The sequence below is a fragment of the Neobacillus sp. SuZ13 genome, from assembly GCF_030123365.1.
Lineage (GTDB): Bacteria > Bacillota > Bacilli > Bacillales > Cytobacillaceae > Neobacillus.
Window position 1 is genome coordinate 3289943 of sequence record NZ_CP126107.1, and the last position, 14345, is coordinate 3304287.

At 32.4% G+C, this 14345-nt stretch carries 20 protein-coding genes; 4 read left to right on the top strand and 16 right to left on the bottom strand.

What is annotated here, in order from left to right; all coding sequences use genetic code 11:
• Positions 1-82: 82 nt before the first annotated feature.
• From QNH17_RS16215 to QNH17_RS16230, 4 genes are all read right to left on the bottom strand, one after another.
• A complete protein-coding gene (locus tag QNH17_RS16215) occupies positions 83-1090 on the bottom strand; it encodes an Mbeg1-like protein (protein ID WP_283873537.1) in 1008 nt (335 codons plus the stop codon).
• 344 nt (positions 1091-1434) lie between these two features.
• Positions 1435-1920 (bottom strand): hypothetical protein, encoded by a 486-nt coding sequence (locus QNH17_RS16220; protein WP_283873538.1) that lies wholly within the window; start codon positions 1918-1920, stop codon positions 1435-1437.
• Positions 1921-1932: 12 nt separating this feature from the next.
• Positions 1933-2529: a replication-relaxation family protein gene (locus QNH17_RS16225; protein WP_283873539.1), complete on the bottom strand. Its 597-nt coding sequence runs from the start codon at positions 2527-2529 to the stop codon at positions 1933-1935.
• On the bottom strand, positions 2462-3805 hold the full coding sequence (locus QNH17_RS16230; RefSeq protein ID WP_283873541.1) for an FtsK/SpoIIIE domain-containing protein: 1344 nt from the start codon (positions 3803-3805) through the stop codon (positions 2462-2464). Before QNH17_RS16230 ends, QNH17_RS16225 begins: the two co-directional genes overlap by 68 nt.
• A 281-nt stretch (positions 3806-4086) precedes the next feature.
• Between QNH17_RS16230 and QNH17_RS16235 the strand changes: the two genes are divergently transcribed.
• The gene (locus QNH17_RS16235) at positions 4087-4290 is read left to right on the top strand and encodes a helix-turn-helix transcriptional regulator (RefSeq protein ID WP_283873543.1); all 204 of its coding nucleotides are present in this window, start codon (positions 4087-4089) and stop codon (positions 4288-4290) included.
• Between the two features lie 52 nt (positions 4291-4342).
• On the opposite strand, the gene QNH17_RS16240 is transcribed toward QNH17_RS16235, so the two are convergent.
• A complete protein-coding gene (locus QNH17_RS16240; protein ID WP_283873545.1) occupies positions 4343-4633 on the bottom strand; it encodes a DUF4359 domain-containing protein in 291 nt (96 codons plus the stop codon).
• Positions 4634-4774: 141 nt separating this feature from the next.
• Between QNH17_RS16240 and QNH17_RS16245 the strand changes: the two genes are divergently transcribed.
• The gene (locus tag QNH17_RS16245) at positions 4775-5023 is read left to right on the top strand and encodes a hypothetical protein (RefSeq protein WP_283873547.1); all 249 of its coding nucleotides are present in this window, start codon (positions 4775-4777) and stop codon (positions 5021-5023) included.
• Between the two features lie 232 nt (positions 5024-5255).
• Positions 5256-6134, top strand: a complete 879-nt coding sequence (locus QNH17_RS16250; RefSeq protein WP_283873548.1) for a hypothetical protein — start codon at positions 5256-5258, stop codon at positions 6132-6134.
• Between the two features lie 363 nt (positions 6135-6497).
• Here QNH17_RS16250 and QNH17_RS16255 read toward each other — a convergent pair whose 3' ends face one another.
• The 5 genes from QNH17_RS16255 to QNH17_RS16275 form a co-directional block, all read right to left on the bottom strand.
• Positions 6498-6770 (bottom strand): hypothetical protein, encoded by a 273-nt coding sequence (locus QNH17_RS16255; RefSeq protein WP_283873550.1) that lies wholly within the window; start codon positions 6768-6770, stop codon positions 6498-6500.
• A gap of 156 nt (positions 6771-6926) precedes the next feature.
• Positions 6927-7226 (bottom strand): hypothetical protein, encoded by a 300-nt coding sequence (locus QNH17_RS16260; protein ID WP_283873551.1) that lies wholly within the window; start codon positions 7224-7226, stop codon positions 6927-6929.
• Positions 7227-7255: 29 nt separating this feature from the next.
• The gene (locus QNH17_RS16265; protein ID WP_283873552.1) at positions 7256-7525 is read right to left on the bottom strand and encodes a hypothetical protein; all 270 of its coding nucleotides are present in this window, start codon (positions 7523-7525) and stop codon (positions 7256-7258) included.
• Between the two features lie 32 nt (positions 7526-7557).
• The gene (locus tag QNH17_RS16270; RefSeq protein ID WP_283873554.1) at positions 7558-7821 is read right to left on the bottom strand and encodes a hypothetical protein; all 264 of its coding nucleotides are present in this window, start codon (positions 7819-7821) and stop codon (positions 7558-7560) included.
• Between the two features lie 44 nt (positions 7822-7865).
• A complete protein-coding gene (locus QNH17_RS16275; RefSeq protein ID WP_283873555.1) occupies positions 7866-8591 on the bottom strand; it encodes a hypothetical protein in 726 nt (241 codons plus the stop codon).
• 205 nt (positions 8592-8796) lie between these two features.
• Here QNH17_RS16275 and QNH17_RS16280 point away from each other — a divergent pair, with 205 nt between their 5' ends.
• The gene (locus QNH17_RS16280) at positions 8797-9741 is read left to right on the top strand and encodes a GIY-YIG nuclease family protein (RefSeq protein ID WP_283873556.1); all 945 of its coding nucleotides are present in this window, start codon (positions 8797-8799) and stop codon (positions 9739-9741) included.
• 220 nt (positions 9742-9961) lie between these two features.
• Here QNH17_RS16280 and QNH17_RS16285 read toward each other — a convergent pair whose 3' ends face one another.
• The 6 genes from QNH17_RS16285 to QNH17_RS16310 all read right to left on the bottom strand — a co-directional run bounded on the left by QNH17_RS16285 (position 9962) and on the right by QNH17_RS16310 (position 14051).
• Positions 9962-10237 carry a hypothetical protein gene (locus QNH17_RS16285; RefSeq protein ID WP_283873557.1) on the bottom strand — a complete coding sequence of 92 codons (276 nt, stop codon included), beginning with the start codon at positions 10235-10237 and terminating at the stop codon, positions 9962-9964.
• Positions 10238-10522: 285 nt separating this feature from the next.
• The gene (locus QNH17_RS16290) at positions 10523-11086 is read right to left on the bottom strand and encodes a DUF4145 domain-containing protein (protein ID WP_283873558.1); all 564 of its coding nucleotides are present in this window, start codon (positions 11084-11086) and stop codon (positions 10523-10525) included.
• 143 nt (positions 11087-11229) lie between these two features.
• Positions 11230-11481: a hypothetical protein gene (locus QNH17_RS16295; RefSeq protein WP_283873559.1), complete on the bottom strand. Its 252-nt coding sequence runs from the start codon at positions 11479-11481 to the stop codon at positions 11230-11232.
• Positions 11482-11636: 155 nt separating this feature from the next.
• Positions 11637-12032 (bottom strand): hypothetical protein, encoded by a 396-nt coding sequence (locus QNH17_RS16300; RefSeq protein WP_283873560.1) that lies wholly within the window; start codon positions 12030-12032, stop codon positions 11637-11639.
• A 396-nt stretch (positions 12033-12428) separates the two neighbouring features.
• On the bottom strand, positions 12429-13409 hold the full coding sequence (locus tag QNH17_RS16305; RefSeq protein WP_283873561.1) for a DNA/RNA non-specific endonuclease: 981 nt from the start codon (positions 13407-13409) through the stop codon (positions 12429-12431).
• 219 nt (positions 13410-13628) lie between these two features.
• The gene (locus tag QNH17_RS16310) at positions 13629-14051 is read right to left on the bottom strand and encodes a hypothetical protein (protein ID WP_283873562.1); all 423 of its coding nucleotides are present in this window, start codon (positions 14049-14051) and stop codon (positions 13629-13631) included.
• Between the last annotated feature and the right edge of the window lie 294 nt (positions 14052-14345).

Here is a 14345-nt window from a genome sequence, read left to right on the forward strand (position 1 = left end):
ATGGTAATTAAATGTAGGAACGTATTGTATATAATTTTATTCCTTTAATAGCAAGAAAAAAAACCAGCAATTTTGCTGGTAATTATTTATAAATCCTTTTATATTTGTAGAATTGTGCAGCAGGGTGAGAAGTTAAATTTATAAGACTTAAAGGACTACCAGTAACTGGTGTCACATATGGCTCAATTCTTTTAAATTTTATTTTACCCTCATCACCATATCCTAGGGAATACCATAGTTCACCTACTGGATCTTTATTAACTATATAGTGTTTAGCAAATTTATATTTTGATGAATATTTAATAAATGAACTCTTTGTTTTAAATATTCCCGGTGCATTAAATGTGATTAAACCCTTGACTTGATTAGGATATTGTTTCTCTAAACTTTTTAATTTCTTCTTTAGTTTTAGAGTACTTTCTATTTGTGCTTTTGACCATTTCATGTCTTTTAATATAGGTAATTTAATATTATCATCTAATGTTTTTTGCGTAGCCTCAAAAGCAACAGTTTGTGCTAATGTACCACCTAGAGAATGTCCCACGAAGTATACATTACTTTTCGGTCGATTGACAAAGACAATAGCTGCAACCCTTTCTGCAAACCGTCTTTGAGGAGACTCTGTTTGAAATGCATCTTTTTTAGAAATCATTAATTTATCCTCTTTAAAAATATCTTGCCAATTTTTATCTGTTCCCCTATATGCAACAATAACTTGATTTTTGCTTATATTTTCGAATACAGCGGAACCAAATCCTGTAAAGCCAGCATTATCATTTGAATATAGTATCAATTTCCAATCCTTAATGGATTTGTAAAAATTATCTCTTTTCTTTCCTTTACCTAGAGCATTTTCTACGTTTTTCGATACTCTCTCTTTAACGTTTGTATCATTTTTTATATCCCATATTGTTTTATTAATTTGATTATCCCTAAAATTTACATATGCCAAGTCACTAAAGAATAAAGCCTCTTGATCAGTTATTGTTTTTACACTACTTACTCCAGCAGCATTACCCACAATTGAACTTGTTAGAGTTAGCAAAAAAATTGTTAAAATAATAACGATTCCCCTAAAATATTTTTTCAAAATCCCATCCCCCTCTTAAAATGCTTTTCTAACTATATGGTAAAAAAGATCTACCTAACAACATAATTGGTTTGTAGTAAATACAAAGATAAGCATTCAATTGATTCAAATAAACATAGTTAAATAGCAACAAATAACTTCTACATTTTACCATCTAGTTTATTTTTAGACAATTAAAAAAATTAGTTTTTTGTACATTTAACTTGTTTTTTGTTCTTCTTCCCTTTTGACAACTTGTGATAGACTCCACATTGATTGCATTGTGCGTACTTTCTACCGTCAATTTTAATCTTAATTCCCATTATTGTAGCCTCCTAGAGCTGTAGTTTTATATTAACCCTCATTTAGACCGCGTTACCTACTTGCTTTAATACGTCCAAAATGAGAGGGGATACCTGAATTAAGACGTAACCTAAACCAGCATTTTGAATCATTTTCCAGCCCTTATCAGCCCTATCAAACATAAACTGAAAACATGAGCCTACAATTATTACGCTTGCAATAGGGAAACTAAGTGCTACTAATATATCGACAACTGGATCAAGGACGTGTGCTAATGTGCTAAGAGTAGCTTGTGACATCCATTCCTTTGCACCTACAGTTACAGCCACTGGAGCTGTCACAGTTACCGCATTGGTTGAAGTTGTAGCCGCTAATGCTGTCATTGCAAATCCTATTGTTCCTACAGAACCACAAGTTACTAAAGGTAAAATTGCTGCTGTTGCTATTTTGGTAGTTTTACGGATTATTCTTTGTTTCTTTTCTTTTTGTTTTTCCTTATATTCACCATTCATAAATTCACCAAATTTGATTGTCTTTACTTTTCTCATTAGAATCACTCCTTATTTGATGTCATTAATTGTGAAAATCCCATAAGGTAATCCTTTACATAACTCCGTCAGTTTCTTTTTTCGTAATTCTGTAGTTGTTACCCATATTAGAGGTGGAGCATAACCTAATTTATTTTCCATGCCTTTGTTTTTATAAAGCCCTCTGTACTTTTCAATTTTGATCCTGTTTTCCTTCATGGACTGTTGGTAATCAACTTCTAAGATGTGATATTTTCCATTGGACTTGAACCAAGCATCACAGATAACTTTATATTCACCGTCATTAAGTTCCATTTCATTTTTCCATTCACTCGGAAAACCTGCATAAATGTAGAATTGATTCCTCATTAATACATGGTTAACAAAGTTTGTTTTCTTACGGATTTTTTCAGAAGTAACATATTCTCTGCCTTCTTTATTGAGATAATAAATAGTGGAATAGTCTTCACGATAACTGGATAAGTAGAGGGATAATTGTTTGAGGATACGGTTAGTATTTCGAATGGTACCTAGTCTGTGGATTCTGTTTAGTTGATCTCTGTCAAGATAATCTAGTTTCTTTAATGATAAAAGAATCTGTTCTTGTCGTTTGTTTAGGGGTTTCAACATTGACAACCTCCTTTTTTTGAATTATAAATGGTGAAATCGTCTCTGCAATAACTTCAGGTGTGATAAGAGGAGTTTGAACAATTACACGTTCATCTGCCATTTGATAAATTGCTCTTCCTTTTATTTTTGGCAAAGTTTCTGCACCTTCACTATCTAAAACAACCCTTGAAGCTACTCCTGACTGAACACGGAAGCAAAGTTTAGCATCACTATTTTGCTTACATTGACGTGGGATAATATCTCCAGTTCCATATTGGGTTGCTAGTATCAATCTAAAACCTAAGCCTGCTCCTAACCTTGCAATTTGGCTCATGTATTTTTGACATTCTAACTTAATGGTTTTTTCACTTTTATGAATGAAATCTCCATCTTTATCTTTGATGTCTTTTTTATCCACTGCTTCATCTGGATTCAATTCCCCAACTTCATCAATAATTACAAAATGCCTTTCAACAATACCAGCATCTTCTACTTTTTTCTTCTTGACCTTTTTAAGTATTTCTTGTTTTTGTCTCATTAAGTTATAAGCGTTTTCTAATGTTTCAAGTGCTTCTTCTGGTTCATATGCGACTGATACAGTTTGTTTAATGTTTTCATAGTCACAAAGTTCAACTCCACCCTTAAGATCAATTAAATGTAGTTTTACATTGTCAGGTTGCTGCTTAAGTAAAGAAGTAATAATACAATTTATCATGTTAGATTTTCCGTATCTTGTAGCACCACCAAAGCAAATGTGAGGGATTTTCTCAAAGTTATGAAATATTAATTTATTTCTATCCCTAGTTGCTCCGAATACAACTTTCCATCCCTTTCCTTCTTGAAATTTAACCTCAGTGGGCAAAGGTTCATTGTAAACTCTAATCTTTAATAATCCGTCATATAACATCTCTATTTCTTTATTATCAGTGAGTTTTTTCGAGTAGAGTGTTTTTATATTCCTAATGATATATCGATCTAATTTCAATGATTTGAGGTCTTTAAATTGAAGCTTAACTTGTCGGGCATTGATCCCTGACTCGATTGTTTTTTGTTTAGCAAGATAATCCTCAAAACTCCTTCCTAAGGGAATACGGTAGCGATACTCTACTCCCCAATCATAATTTTTCTTTTTTAGCTGCTGAGCAGTTAATGTTTGATTTCCATCCTTCACATTAAGTCCACTAAGAGCGAAAATCTTGTTGATTTTTTTTGAATCGTTCCCTGCCCCATTTTTAGATTGATAAGCTTTCAAAGAAATTGCTGACATTAAAATTGTTGAGGCCACTTCAAATATCATACTTAGTCCCCCTTCTTTCACCGCCACCTCTTTAGTAATTACAGAGTAATTAGTTGCATCAATCTGGAACAGTGAAAATAGTGTCGAAACTATTGATATTAATGAATCTGGAATATTCTTTAGAAGTATGTTGAGGTGGAATTCCATTTGGTATATTACAAGGTATTAGGGATGGATTGTCCGTTATTCCTATCTATCACAAAAAAGTACGCAAAAAATCTTTAAATTTTGTGAAAGGTTATAGTACAAACAGTGTCGAAAGATTAATAAGGTGATGAATAATGGTTAATAGTAAAATTGGAGAGATCATAAAACAATCCCCTTACAAAAGGGAATACATTGAAAAACATTTGGGAATATCAAGAAATACTTTAAGTAATTGGTGTACAGGGAGAACATACCCAAGTGTTCCTCAGATAATGAAACTTACGGAAATATTAAACGTAAAATTTGAAGACATGTACGAGGAAGAAAAAAATGAATAATAATCACAAACTGTCTGTATAAACTAAAAACCCCTCTCAATTGAGAAGGGTTTTATTTATCTGGTGTATGTATCCAATAAAAGTTATTGAAAATACCAATTGCTTGCATATATTCTTTATCTTTTTCCTCGAATTTTGTTTTGTAGATAGTAAACAACCCGTAATTTTGTTTAGTGGTAAAGTTATTTACCAAAGGACTTGTAAACATACCAATGAATGGATGTCCTTCTTCTGTTATTTCCTCTTTTACAAAGGAAACATAGTCAGATTTGGTTGGATTAGAGGAGAAGGCCAAAAGGCAAAATAGGAGTAAAAGTGCCGAAATAACAAATCGTGTTCTCATATGATTCACCTACCTTTTTTTACCAAAAGTATTTCCTTATGAATGGATTCTTATTCAACTTTAAGAAATTGAAAAAGCCTTAAAGAATCTAGGTTATAATGTGAAAAGAGATGATTTTTTTAATTATTAAAGGAGATATGAATGAACGTAGTAATTGAAATACATTACAAATCAGACAGTAGAGCCTTGCAAACTGGTAACTTTCCTTTAAGAGGTAGGAAATCTGAACAAGTAGCTTTAGATTTTTGGAAGCAAATTAAGAAGGAAATGTCTTATCATGTTGTACTTGAGAAAGTAATTGTTAACGGAGATCAGGACATAACACAACTGGTGCTTGAACTTGAGGAACAAAAGTGGAATAATTCTTTAAATGATAATTTACCATTCTAATCAAAAAGAACCCCCTACTCAATCGAGTAAGGGGTTCGTTGTTGTGGAGTATCAACGGGAACTAAACCTAATGTTTCCTAAAAGTCAAAAAATATTCTTCATTAAAACAATTTCGCCCAACTCAAAATGAGAAGGGTTTATTATTTTTTGCGGATATTTTGAAACTTTTACATTTGCAATTCCGTAATACTGGTATAATTCTACTAGACTAGAAAAATTAGGGGGAAATATCATGGGTACATTTTTAATTGGAATTGGGTTTTTAGGGTTTATTGTGTTTATTATTTTGGGAATATTGAGCGCAATTAAGAAAAAAGGAAAAGGCAAGAAGATGATGTTATTTGCTGCTGGTTGTTTTATATTAATGGCTATTGGTGGAGCTTTAAGCCCAGATTCTAAACAAACAATAGGAACAACAGTAAAAGAAGAAGATAAAAATGGCAAAACTGTGGACAAACAAAATGCCGCTGATGAAGCTAAAAAGAAAGATGAAGCTAAGAAAAAAGCTGAATTAGAAGCTAAGAAAAAAGCCGATGCTGAAGCAAAAAAGAAAGCTGAGTTAGAAGCTAAGAAAAAAGCCGATGCTGAAGCAAAAAAGAAAGCTGAGTTAGAAGCTAAGAAAAAAGCCGATGCTGAAGCAAAAAAGAAAGCTGAGGAAGAACCAGTATTTGCTTTTACATGGGATGAATTTAGTAAAAGTTGGGAAACATTAGTACCGGAAATTAAAGGTGCCGGTATCGATGAAATTACTGAAACTGATAGAACAAAACAAAAAAATAATGTGGTGGTAAATGCCAAAATAAATGACTATTTAATGCTCATGAGTGACGTAAATCCTACGTCAAAAAAAGTAAAGTACATTACCCTTATGGCTGAACCGTCTAGTACTGATATGGCACAAAACGCTAATATTCTTTTAGCATTTGCAAACCTCATTGCAAACTCTAACCCTTCTCTTAGCAAGGATGAAAGAGGAGATATTTTAATGAAAGGCTTAGGATTCAATACAGACGATCTGTCAAAATTGAATTCAAATTATACCTATAAAAATGTCGAATATAATGCATCAAATATGGCTGGAATACTTACCATTAGTATTCAACCCAAATAAACTTTATTCGATAGATAAAGCCCCTCTCAATTAAGAGATGGGGCGCTTTTATTATTAATTAATAAAATAAAATTTATTGGCTTCATAGATCAGAGTAAAAGGTGCAATTACACCAATAAATAAAAACAAAGATATGTAACTAATTTTATGCATCAATCCTGTTTCTGGCTTATTTATGTCCAATGAAGTTACATTAAAGGAGTCGTCTAGAGAATAAACAGTCTGTGTGATCGGTTGTGCTGCTACCTATATAGCGATGTGCATTTTCCCACAGGATGTTTTTCCATCCCCGGACTACCTACTAGATAAAACTACTGTTTTAATGGTAATTAAATGTAAAAAGGCACCTTCTAAGGTACCCTTCTAACGTTTATTTGGTTTAGTTTTGTGCATATACCATGATCTAATGATTTTGTGAAGTTCATCTTTCCCCTTGCTGCTAATAACTTCTTGAACTTTTTCATAACTAATATTTAACCTTTTCGATACTACTGGAATGCTACTCGATATAGCATAATCCTTAACAATTTCTTGTTCTAAGTTAATTGGTTCATATGTTTCAACTAAATTGACATAGTATTGTAGTCTCTTTATTTCATTTTTTGCTCTGTATAATGTAATAAACTTATTTGCCACAAAGCACCTCCCAATTTTAGTCACAAATTAAGCATATACTATTGGAAGATAATAAATGGAAATATTTACGAATAAATAGTGACAATTTTGCAACTCATAATATTTAACACACATAATATGTTCGTAATATTCTTTAGGACCTTACTCATTTTTGTTTTATTTACCGCCAAAAATTTTTGAAAAGAATGTTTGCTTCTTTGGAGATAACTCAATATTTTTTAAAATTTCGGAAGGTATTAGCCAAGAAGTCCTTGATAGTTCTCCATCTTGTCTAATATATGGTTGCATTGTTTCAGAGTTTAACATAATTACAGTTGGTTGCAATTCTCCTTCGTAAGTTTGAAACCCTGTTACTCTAAAACATACCGAGTAATCAACTTCTTTTGTGTAGTAATCTATTCTGTTTACAATATCCCCAATTTTAACAATTCCGTTTGATAATTGTATATGTGCCATCATAGTTCCCCCAAAATAAATCAAACCTTTTATTTATCCCATACTTTAAAATCAATATCATCTACAAACCCAACATGTTTTCTCCCCTCATCAGTAAGGAAATAACAATACTCAGTATACTCACTTCCCATATCTTGTTTATAGATTAGTCCTTTATTGGATGCCATCCCTAGTACACTAGCAGCAGTTTGAGAAGTGTCATATAATGTGCAAATATCACTAAAATCTGCTAATGTCTGATCATTTGCTTTTTTAAAGAGAAAATCAATTAGAATTTGTTGATTCTTACTTATCTTCATGATTAAATCTCCTCTCTTAAAAGATTGCATTATTAGACTTCCTCTACAACTTTACAAACTTTACTAATTTCATCGGTTAAAACCTTATACGTTAATACAGTTGTGTTCCTTTGTTTACCAATATTCCTTTTTATTTTCTCTTCAAATTTATATGCATCATTTTTATCATAAAACATTAAAGCATTTTCAACTTCGTTTACAAATTTATTACCAATATGATCTTGGATATATCTAATAGGATCATCTGAATATTTTACACCAATCACATATGCAAATTGCCCTTCTGTTGCTGACATACCATCTCTCCCTTTTAAAATGATTGTTTTACTTTAAATTGCCTTTATTCGAAATAGTTTAAATAAATTGGTTCTAAAACTCTTGTCAGCATTTGTTCCATTGCTTTTCTTTCATTCAGATTATCAATATTCATCCAGTATATATTAAATAACCCTAGATTCTCAGAAAAAAACTTATACCATCTCGCATGTTTCTCTCTTTTAGTTTCTTTATATGATTCTGAATAATGTTGTCTAATCCTACCTTTCAGTACACCTTCGCCTACATAATAAACGATTCCTTGTTTCTCATAAATATAGACACCTAACAAATTTCGGAATTCCGAATTTATACTTTTGGCTACAGAACCATAAAGTAATGCACCTGTATGTTCTATTTTAAAAACATTCCATTTATCATTATTTGTATAAGGGAGTAATTTATTTTGTTTTAAAAATTCACTGAGCTCTTCTTTCATACAAACCCCCATTAAAATGATTATATAATTTATATCATCCAAATCGATAACGTCTACTTTCCCTGTCCTATTAGTATCCAAGAACTTTACGGACGCATTAACGCCTTTAAAACCTTCATCTGTTATTTTATTATTAATTACTCGCCTGTCTCGATGTTTAAGTTTTTGTTTATTTATTGGTTTTGCCACCATTTCTTTTCCAATTTTAACAGTTACTTTTCGTTCAATTTCATTATTACTCGTTGCTGTTTTTATTAAAACTTTCTCAATTACATCATCTTTTTTTACAAGAATTCTAATTTCACTTAACAAGTCACGTAACTATTTTTACACCTCGGTTAAAGTATCTATTTTTATATTAATTCCACAATCAAAGTTAATTTCCTGCTGTTTTTGAACTAGTTTATCGAGTTATTTGATCAAGTTTAAAAAAAGTTTCCCTGCCACAACCTGCTTATATTATTATTAAGTAAAGGATTTTATTCTAGAGATTATACTGGTACAACGGGGGAGAAAAGTGAAGAATGACGGATACATTTATGTGATGTTAAACATGTCGATGGATGGTTTAGTGAAGATTGGTAGAACCAATCGAGATCCTAAGTTACGAGGAAAGGAGTTATCTCAATCTACTGGTGTACCTACTCCTTTTACACTCGTATATCAAGAATATTTTACAGATTGTATTATGGCTGAACAATATATTCACGAAAAATTAAATGCCTATCGAGTGTCGAATAAACGAGAGTTTTTCAATTTACCTGTATATGAAGCAATACAAGCTATTCAGCAATTAAAAGAATTTAATCCAACATATTCGAAAAGTGATGAAGAATATGTATTAAATTATGGTAATAACGAGGGTAGCATTGATGACAACGATCTAGGACAAAGTATAATTGAAAAAGGTTATAATTATTTATTGGGTACGTACGGAATGTTAGAAGACCATAAACAAGCATTTTCTTTATTTAAAAAAGCAGAAAAATTAGGATCACCCGAAGCTTTTTTTTTATTAGGTTATATGTACACTAAGGGATTTGGGTGCAAAAAAAATTTACATACAGCATTAGACTACTATAAGAAGGGAGCACAAGCAGGCTTTTATGATTGTTATGCTGAAATGGCAATAATATTTAATTCGGTAGAAAGTATGTTAAATTGGAATAACGCCTCTAAGTGTTGGGATAAATATTTTTCAACTATTATAGATAACGGAATTTCTCCCCAGCACTTTAAATACTTTGTGAATTACATTATTGAATTACTAGTGATTAACAAAGATATAAAAAATATGCCAAATAAAGAACTTTTTCTATCATTTCAAAATGAAATAATAAATCAATTTGAAATTGAGTTGGATAAGGTTCCTGATATTGAATGTGATGACCCCTATACGCTTTACCATACAATAAAGAATGCTAAGATTAGCTTTATTCAACAACTAATCGAGGTTAATTAATACTATGTTTCGTACTTCTCTGACCTTTATAAATAAGGTTCAATATTGCGTAAAGAACAGAGGAGAACTGTATTTATTTTTAAAGGTGCATTTTTGGAAAAATCAGACGACCAATCTTCAATAAAGTCTAACGACTCGTCATATCGACGAGTCGTTCTTACTTTAATCTATGTTATTTCAAATCTCAAAACCATTGCCAATAAATCGATTTCCCTTGATACTAGGGTAGAATGCTCCGTCCAGTTTCATATACACTTTCATTATTCCAAGTAGTTTGCCAATAACCCACAGAACCTACTGATTCTAATTCTGGTAACAATATAATGCTAAACATACGTCCTCTATTACCAAGCTCAAGAAATCGTTTTTGTCGTTTAAAAATCTGCTCTTTACTCTCTGGACCTCCAAGATGCTGCATAATTCCTGGAGCGTTTATACGAAAAAGTAAATCAAGGTCATTATCCTCCCAATGCTTTATCTGAATGATATACTCCAAATTTTCCTCATCCCCTAATTTTTTATTATTTACTCTTTCTTTACGAAAGCTACAAATCCTCTATTAAATGATATTGTTGTTTAATTAACGTGATCCGTTAGCACAAAAAGAAAATGAGCTGCGACAGCACCTCATTGTTTAACTCTTGCACCATATAGTTTAAGTACATTTTTTCACATTTTTGTAAAATAAGAAACTCAATTCTCACAAGAAGAACGCTAAATTTAGATAGGAACAGGATAATTCCGCTGTAACATCCACCTAACCTAACATTCTCAAAAAAGTTTAGGCTAATTCTTTAATCCAACAATGCACCATTGTTCTAATCCCTAAATATAGTTCCTTCAAGTGATCCTTTTCAATCTTTCTCTCACTCTTTTCATTATGACTGGACATATTCCCTAGCGACCTTGCCTGATTTAATAGTTCAAATGAATGACAATCAATGATATTTTTATCTTTTAGAAACTGAAGGCGTTTGAATTTATCAGGGAATCCTCTATGAATTGCTGTCAGCTCACATAATTGATTTGTATAAAACTCAGCACCTGATCTCAACGCACGAGCTGCCGAGTCATACATCTCATACCCCAACGCCTTTTCCGCCTCATTCAATTCCCAAAGAATATTTTTTACACGATCACTGTAAACAACCGACACATTCGTAGCGACCACTTCATTCTTTACCAAATAACTTTTTATGAAAGGTCTATAGTCTCCATCTATATTGTAACCTTGTCGGTCATAACCATCTTTATTAAAACCACGTAAGGTGTAACCTTCACTATCAAATCCATCCCTGTCAAAACCTTCCCGATCATAACCTTCTTTGTTATAACCTGTTTCCATAAATCCTTCTCTATCGTAACCTTCAATAGTAAAGCCTAAACGGTCAAAACCTTCTCTATCGAATCCGTTTCTATCAAATCCACTGCTATCGTAACCAAATGAATCAAATCCTTCTCGATCAAAACCTTTTGGATCATATCCATTTATATCAAATCCTTCAAAGTCAAACCCTTCCCTGTCATAACCATTTTCATCAAAGCCTTCTGGGTTAAACCCCTCCCGATCGTATCCCTCTCTGTTAAACCCTCTACGGTTATAACCTTGTTCATTATACCCTCCACGATTATAACCTTCACGGTCAAGACCATAACGATTAAATCCATCAATTGCATAGCCTTCATCATCAAAAATCGTGCCATTTTTATGAATTTCCTCTTGATTGAACCCTTTTCCATCATAGCCATCTCTTGTTATACCGAATTGATTAAAACCATCCCTGTCAAATCCAGCTTGATCAAACCTTTCTGATCAAAACCGTCCCTGTCAAATCCAGCTTGATCAAAGCCTTTCTGATCAAAGCCATTTCTATCGTATCCATCCCTTGTCTTCCCTAGTTGATTAAAGCCAGACTTGTCAAATCCTTCATTATCATATCCGTTTTTATCAAAGCTGTTTTCATCGAAGCGTGATCCATTCTTATGGATACCAAATTTATCAAAACCAGCTTGATTAAAACATTTCTATCGTACCCATCAAAATCGTAGTAAGTATTATTGATATGAAGTCCGAATTTATTAAATCCTTTTTTATCATATCCGTATCTATCATATTCTTCGTTATCAAAACGTCTTCTGTTCATAAAATTACTATTACCACTTTGCTGTGAAATTTCTTCTTCTTCTACAATATTTAACTCTGTATTACATTCCAAACAAAAATTTGCACTAGTCTTTTCCTTACGTCCACAATTCATACAAATTTTAAATTTAACCTCAAATCGTGTCATACAAATCCCCTTCTTCAACTAAACTCACCAGTTTGTTTAATAAGAAACAAGAAGCTGTACTTACTGTTTTTCTGCATTACATGCTCGGTAATAGTAAACCATTTTATTTTTAGCTTTGTCATATTTCCTTCGTAAGGCTTTATTAGGAATTGTACAAAATCTCATTTAATCCCCTCAATCATGAAAACTGGTTTATTTAAAGTCATTATACAAGAATTTTTCTTACATTTTATTGAAGAATTGAAATTCCATTATTTTAAAAATGTGTCTATGATAAGTTAATAATATTTTAATTCATGTTGAACTTATCTGCCCCGTAAGTACAACAAGAAAAAAGCCGCCAAAAATAGCAGCCTTTCTTCATTTTTGTGTTATATGTGTATATATCCGGTTTTTTTACTCACCTACAAGTCCATCACCATCTCGATCATCCATATATTTATAAAGCCATGAATCATGCGTAATTGGCATTTTAAAACCAGCAGCTTTGGCTTCAGCGATCGTAACACTTCCATTATGATTGGTATCAACTTTGCTAACATCTTCATTACTATTTTCCGTTTCGTTTGCTGGTACATTGTCTGTTATCGGTGATGTACTACTCGTACCTTTCGTTTCCCCTAAATTTTTGTTCACTTCATCTGGGTTTACATTGTCAAATTCATCTGTAATGTTTCTGCCCTTAAGTTTGTATGTGAATTTATAATGGTTGGGAATTTGCGTCTGAGTATTTGGATATTGAATCACGGCTACAAAATCTGTACAACCTCCTGCATCTCGAATCACTTTTTCCATATAAGCTTGATCGCCATGCCTATTGAGAATACTGTCTTGGGGTGTGATGTTATATGCGTTAGATACTCCCCCAAGTGAGTCAGCAATCACATGCCCTTCATCTAATTCTTGACTCTCTGAACCGGGAACCTTTGCTTCATCAGAATAGTATCGCCCAGCCGATGTAACATGTTCAGTATTCGGATTTTGGAGTGTTACATTTTTTGCCTCCACACGAATGAGCTGCCCGTATTCATTTGTAAAAGCCCAATATTCTCTGTCGCCAAACCCAACATCAACTCTTGAATTCGGCTTTCTATATCCTGACATATCTCCCCCATCTACTTCAATGAGTGTATATTTACTATAGTCAAAGTCACCATTAACACTTGTTATCGTTGGTGTACTAGTGGCAGGAACGTTTGGACTGACTACTCTTTCACTAGTCGTTTTTTCCGCTTCATCGTCAGGTGTACTTGCTTTGCTTTCAACAGTGACTGCTTCCTTTTTGCTTACTTCTTGAGTATTATTTGTTTCATTTGATGAACAAGCTGCAAGGAAAACTAATAAAAACGCCATAAATATGTAGGTTAATTTCTTCATGAATTATCCCCTTTTTGTAAATATCTTAGAAATACCAATACTATTATACTGCTAAAATACTTCAAAAAACGAATAAATTTATATTCCCCATATGATATTCCTTAATGTTAACTTATGGTAAAACTCCTTATTCCATTAAACTGCCCATTAGTGAAATAAGAAAAGCTGCCACAATGAAAGCTTAATCTACAACTCTTGCACCCGTTAACGCAATAAGGATTATATTTCTTCTTGATATATTTCTGATTTTAACGGTTTCAAATTTATTGGTATTTTAAACTCCTGAAGACTTTCAATATGATTAAAAAAATTATCTATATTATCATAATCCATTGACCATTCTTCTACCTTTAACTTTTTTAATTCATTTGTTGGTTTAAATAAAAATTCACAGTGTAACTGTTCCATATGGGAATAGTCATCTTCTTCATAAACAGTAAACTGACGTATAAAATCAAAATGAAATAGTTTTTCTCCAGTAAACTTATAGACACCACATTGAAATAAAATTTCTTTTTCTTCTTCTCCCTCAACCTCATCTGTAGAAAAAGCTTTAAATGCTTCCCAAACATTTTTTATATCATTGGTATTATCACCAATCTTATGTTTAAGATAACTTTCAGCATTCTTAACTGTAAGCATTACATCACCTCAGATTTACAATTTCACCAATCCCTATCCATTATTCAGGTTGATAGCAAAAGAACGATGACTTATTAAACAATCGCACCCGTTAGCCATCCATGCAGCACAAAATCACCACAAAGGATGGAATTTTAAACCGTTCTTCCATGGTAGTTCAACAAGAAAAAATGACCGCCGCAGCGATCATAACCGGAAAAACTTTATTTTATAAAAGCACCTGTTAGTTGAATTAGGAAATGTTCCTTATTGATACATTTTAGCTGCTTCCAACCGTGGCACTAAATTATCTTT

What these genes read in the sequence shown, in the direction of transcription:
- QNH17_RS16260 (WP_283873551.1), bottom strand. Translation starts at nt 7,226, where the DNA reads ATGGCACATATACAATTATCAAACGGAATTGTTAAAATTGGGGATATT.
- QNH17_RS16265 (WP_283873552.1), bottom strand. Translation starts at nt 7,525, where the DNA reads ATGAAGATAAGTAAGAATCAACAAATTCTAATTGATTTTCTCTTTAAA.
- QNH17_RS16240 (WP_283873545.1), bottom strand. Translation starts at nt 4,633, where the DNA reads ATGAGAACACGATTTGTTATTTCGGCACTTTTACTCCTATTTTGCCTT.
- QNH17_RS16225 (WP_283873539.1), bottom strand. Translation starts at nt 2,529, where the DNA reads ATGTTGAAACCCCTAAACAAACGACAAGAACAGATTCTTTTATCATTA.
- QNH17_RS16220 (WP_283873538.1), bottom strand. Translation starts at nt 1,920, where the DNA reads ATGAGAAAAGTAAAGACAATCAAATTTGGTGAATTTATGAATGGTGAA.
- QNH17_RS16250 (WP_283873548.1), top strand. Translation starts at nt 5,256, where the DNA reads ATGGGTACATTTTTAATTGGAATTGGGTTTTTAGGGTTTATTGTGTTT.
- QNH17_RS16290 (WP_283873558.1), bottom strand. Translation starts at nt 11,086, where the DNA reads ATGGAAACAGGTTATAACAAAGAAGGTTATGATCGGGAAGGTTTTGAC.
- QNH17_RS16305 (WP_283873561.1), bottom strand. Translation starts at nt 13,409, where the DNA reads ATGAAGAAATTAACCTACATATTTATGGCGTTTTTATTAGTTTTCCTT.
- QNH17_RS16235 (WP_283873543.1), top strand. Translation starts at nt 4,087, where the DNA reads ATGGTTAATAGTAAAATTGGAGAGATCATAAAACAATCCCCTTACAAA.
- QNH17_RS16310 (WP_283873562.1), bottom strand. Translation starts at nt 14,051, where the DNA reads ATGCTTACAGTTAAGAATGCTGAAAGTTATCTTAAACATAAGATTGGT.
- QNH17_RS16270 (WP_283873554.1), bottom strand. Translation starts at nt 7,821, where the DNA reads ATGTCAGCAACAGAAGGGCAATTTGCATATGTGATTGGTGTAAAATAT.
- QNH17_RS16295 (WP_283873559.1), bottom strand. Translation starts at nt 11,481, where the DNA reads ATGGAAAAGGGTTCAATCAAGAGGAAATTCATAAAAATGGCACGATTT.
- QNH17_RS16230 (WP_283873541.1), bottom strand. Translation starts at nt 3,805, where the DNA reads ATGATATTTGAAGTGGCCTCAACAATTTTAATGTCAGCAATTTCTTTG.
- QNH17_RS16245 (WP_283873547.1), top strand. Translation starts at nt 4,775, where the DNA reads ATGAACGTAGTAATTGAAATACATTACAAATCAGACAGTAGAGCCTTG.
- QNH17_RS16300 (WP_283873560.1), bottom strand. Translation starts at nt 12,032, where the DNA reads ATGACACGATTTGAGGTTAAATTTAAAATTTGTATGAATTGTGGACGT.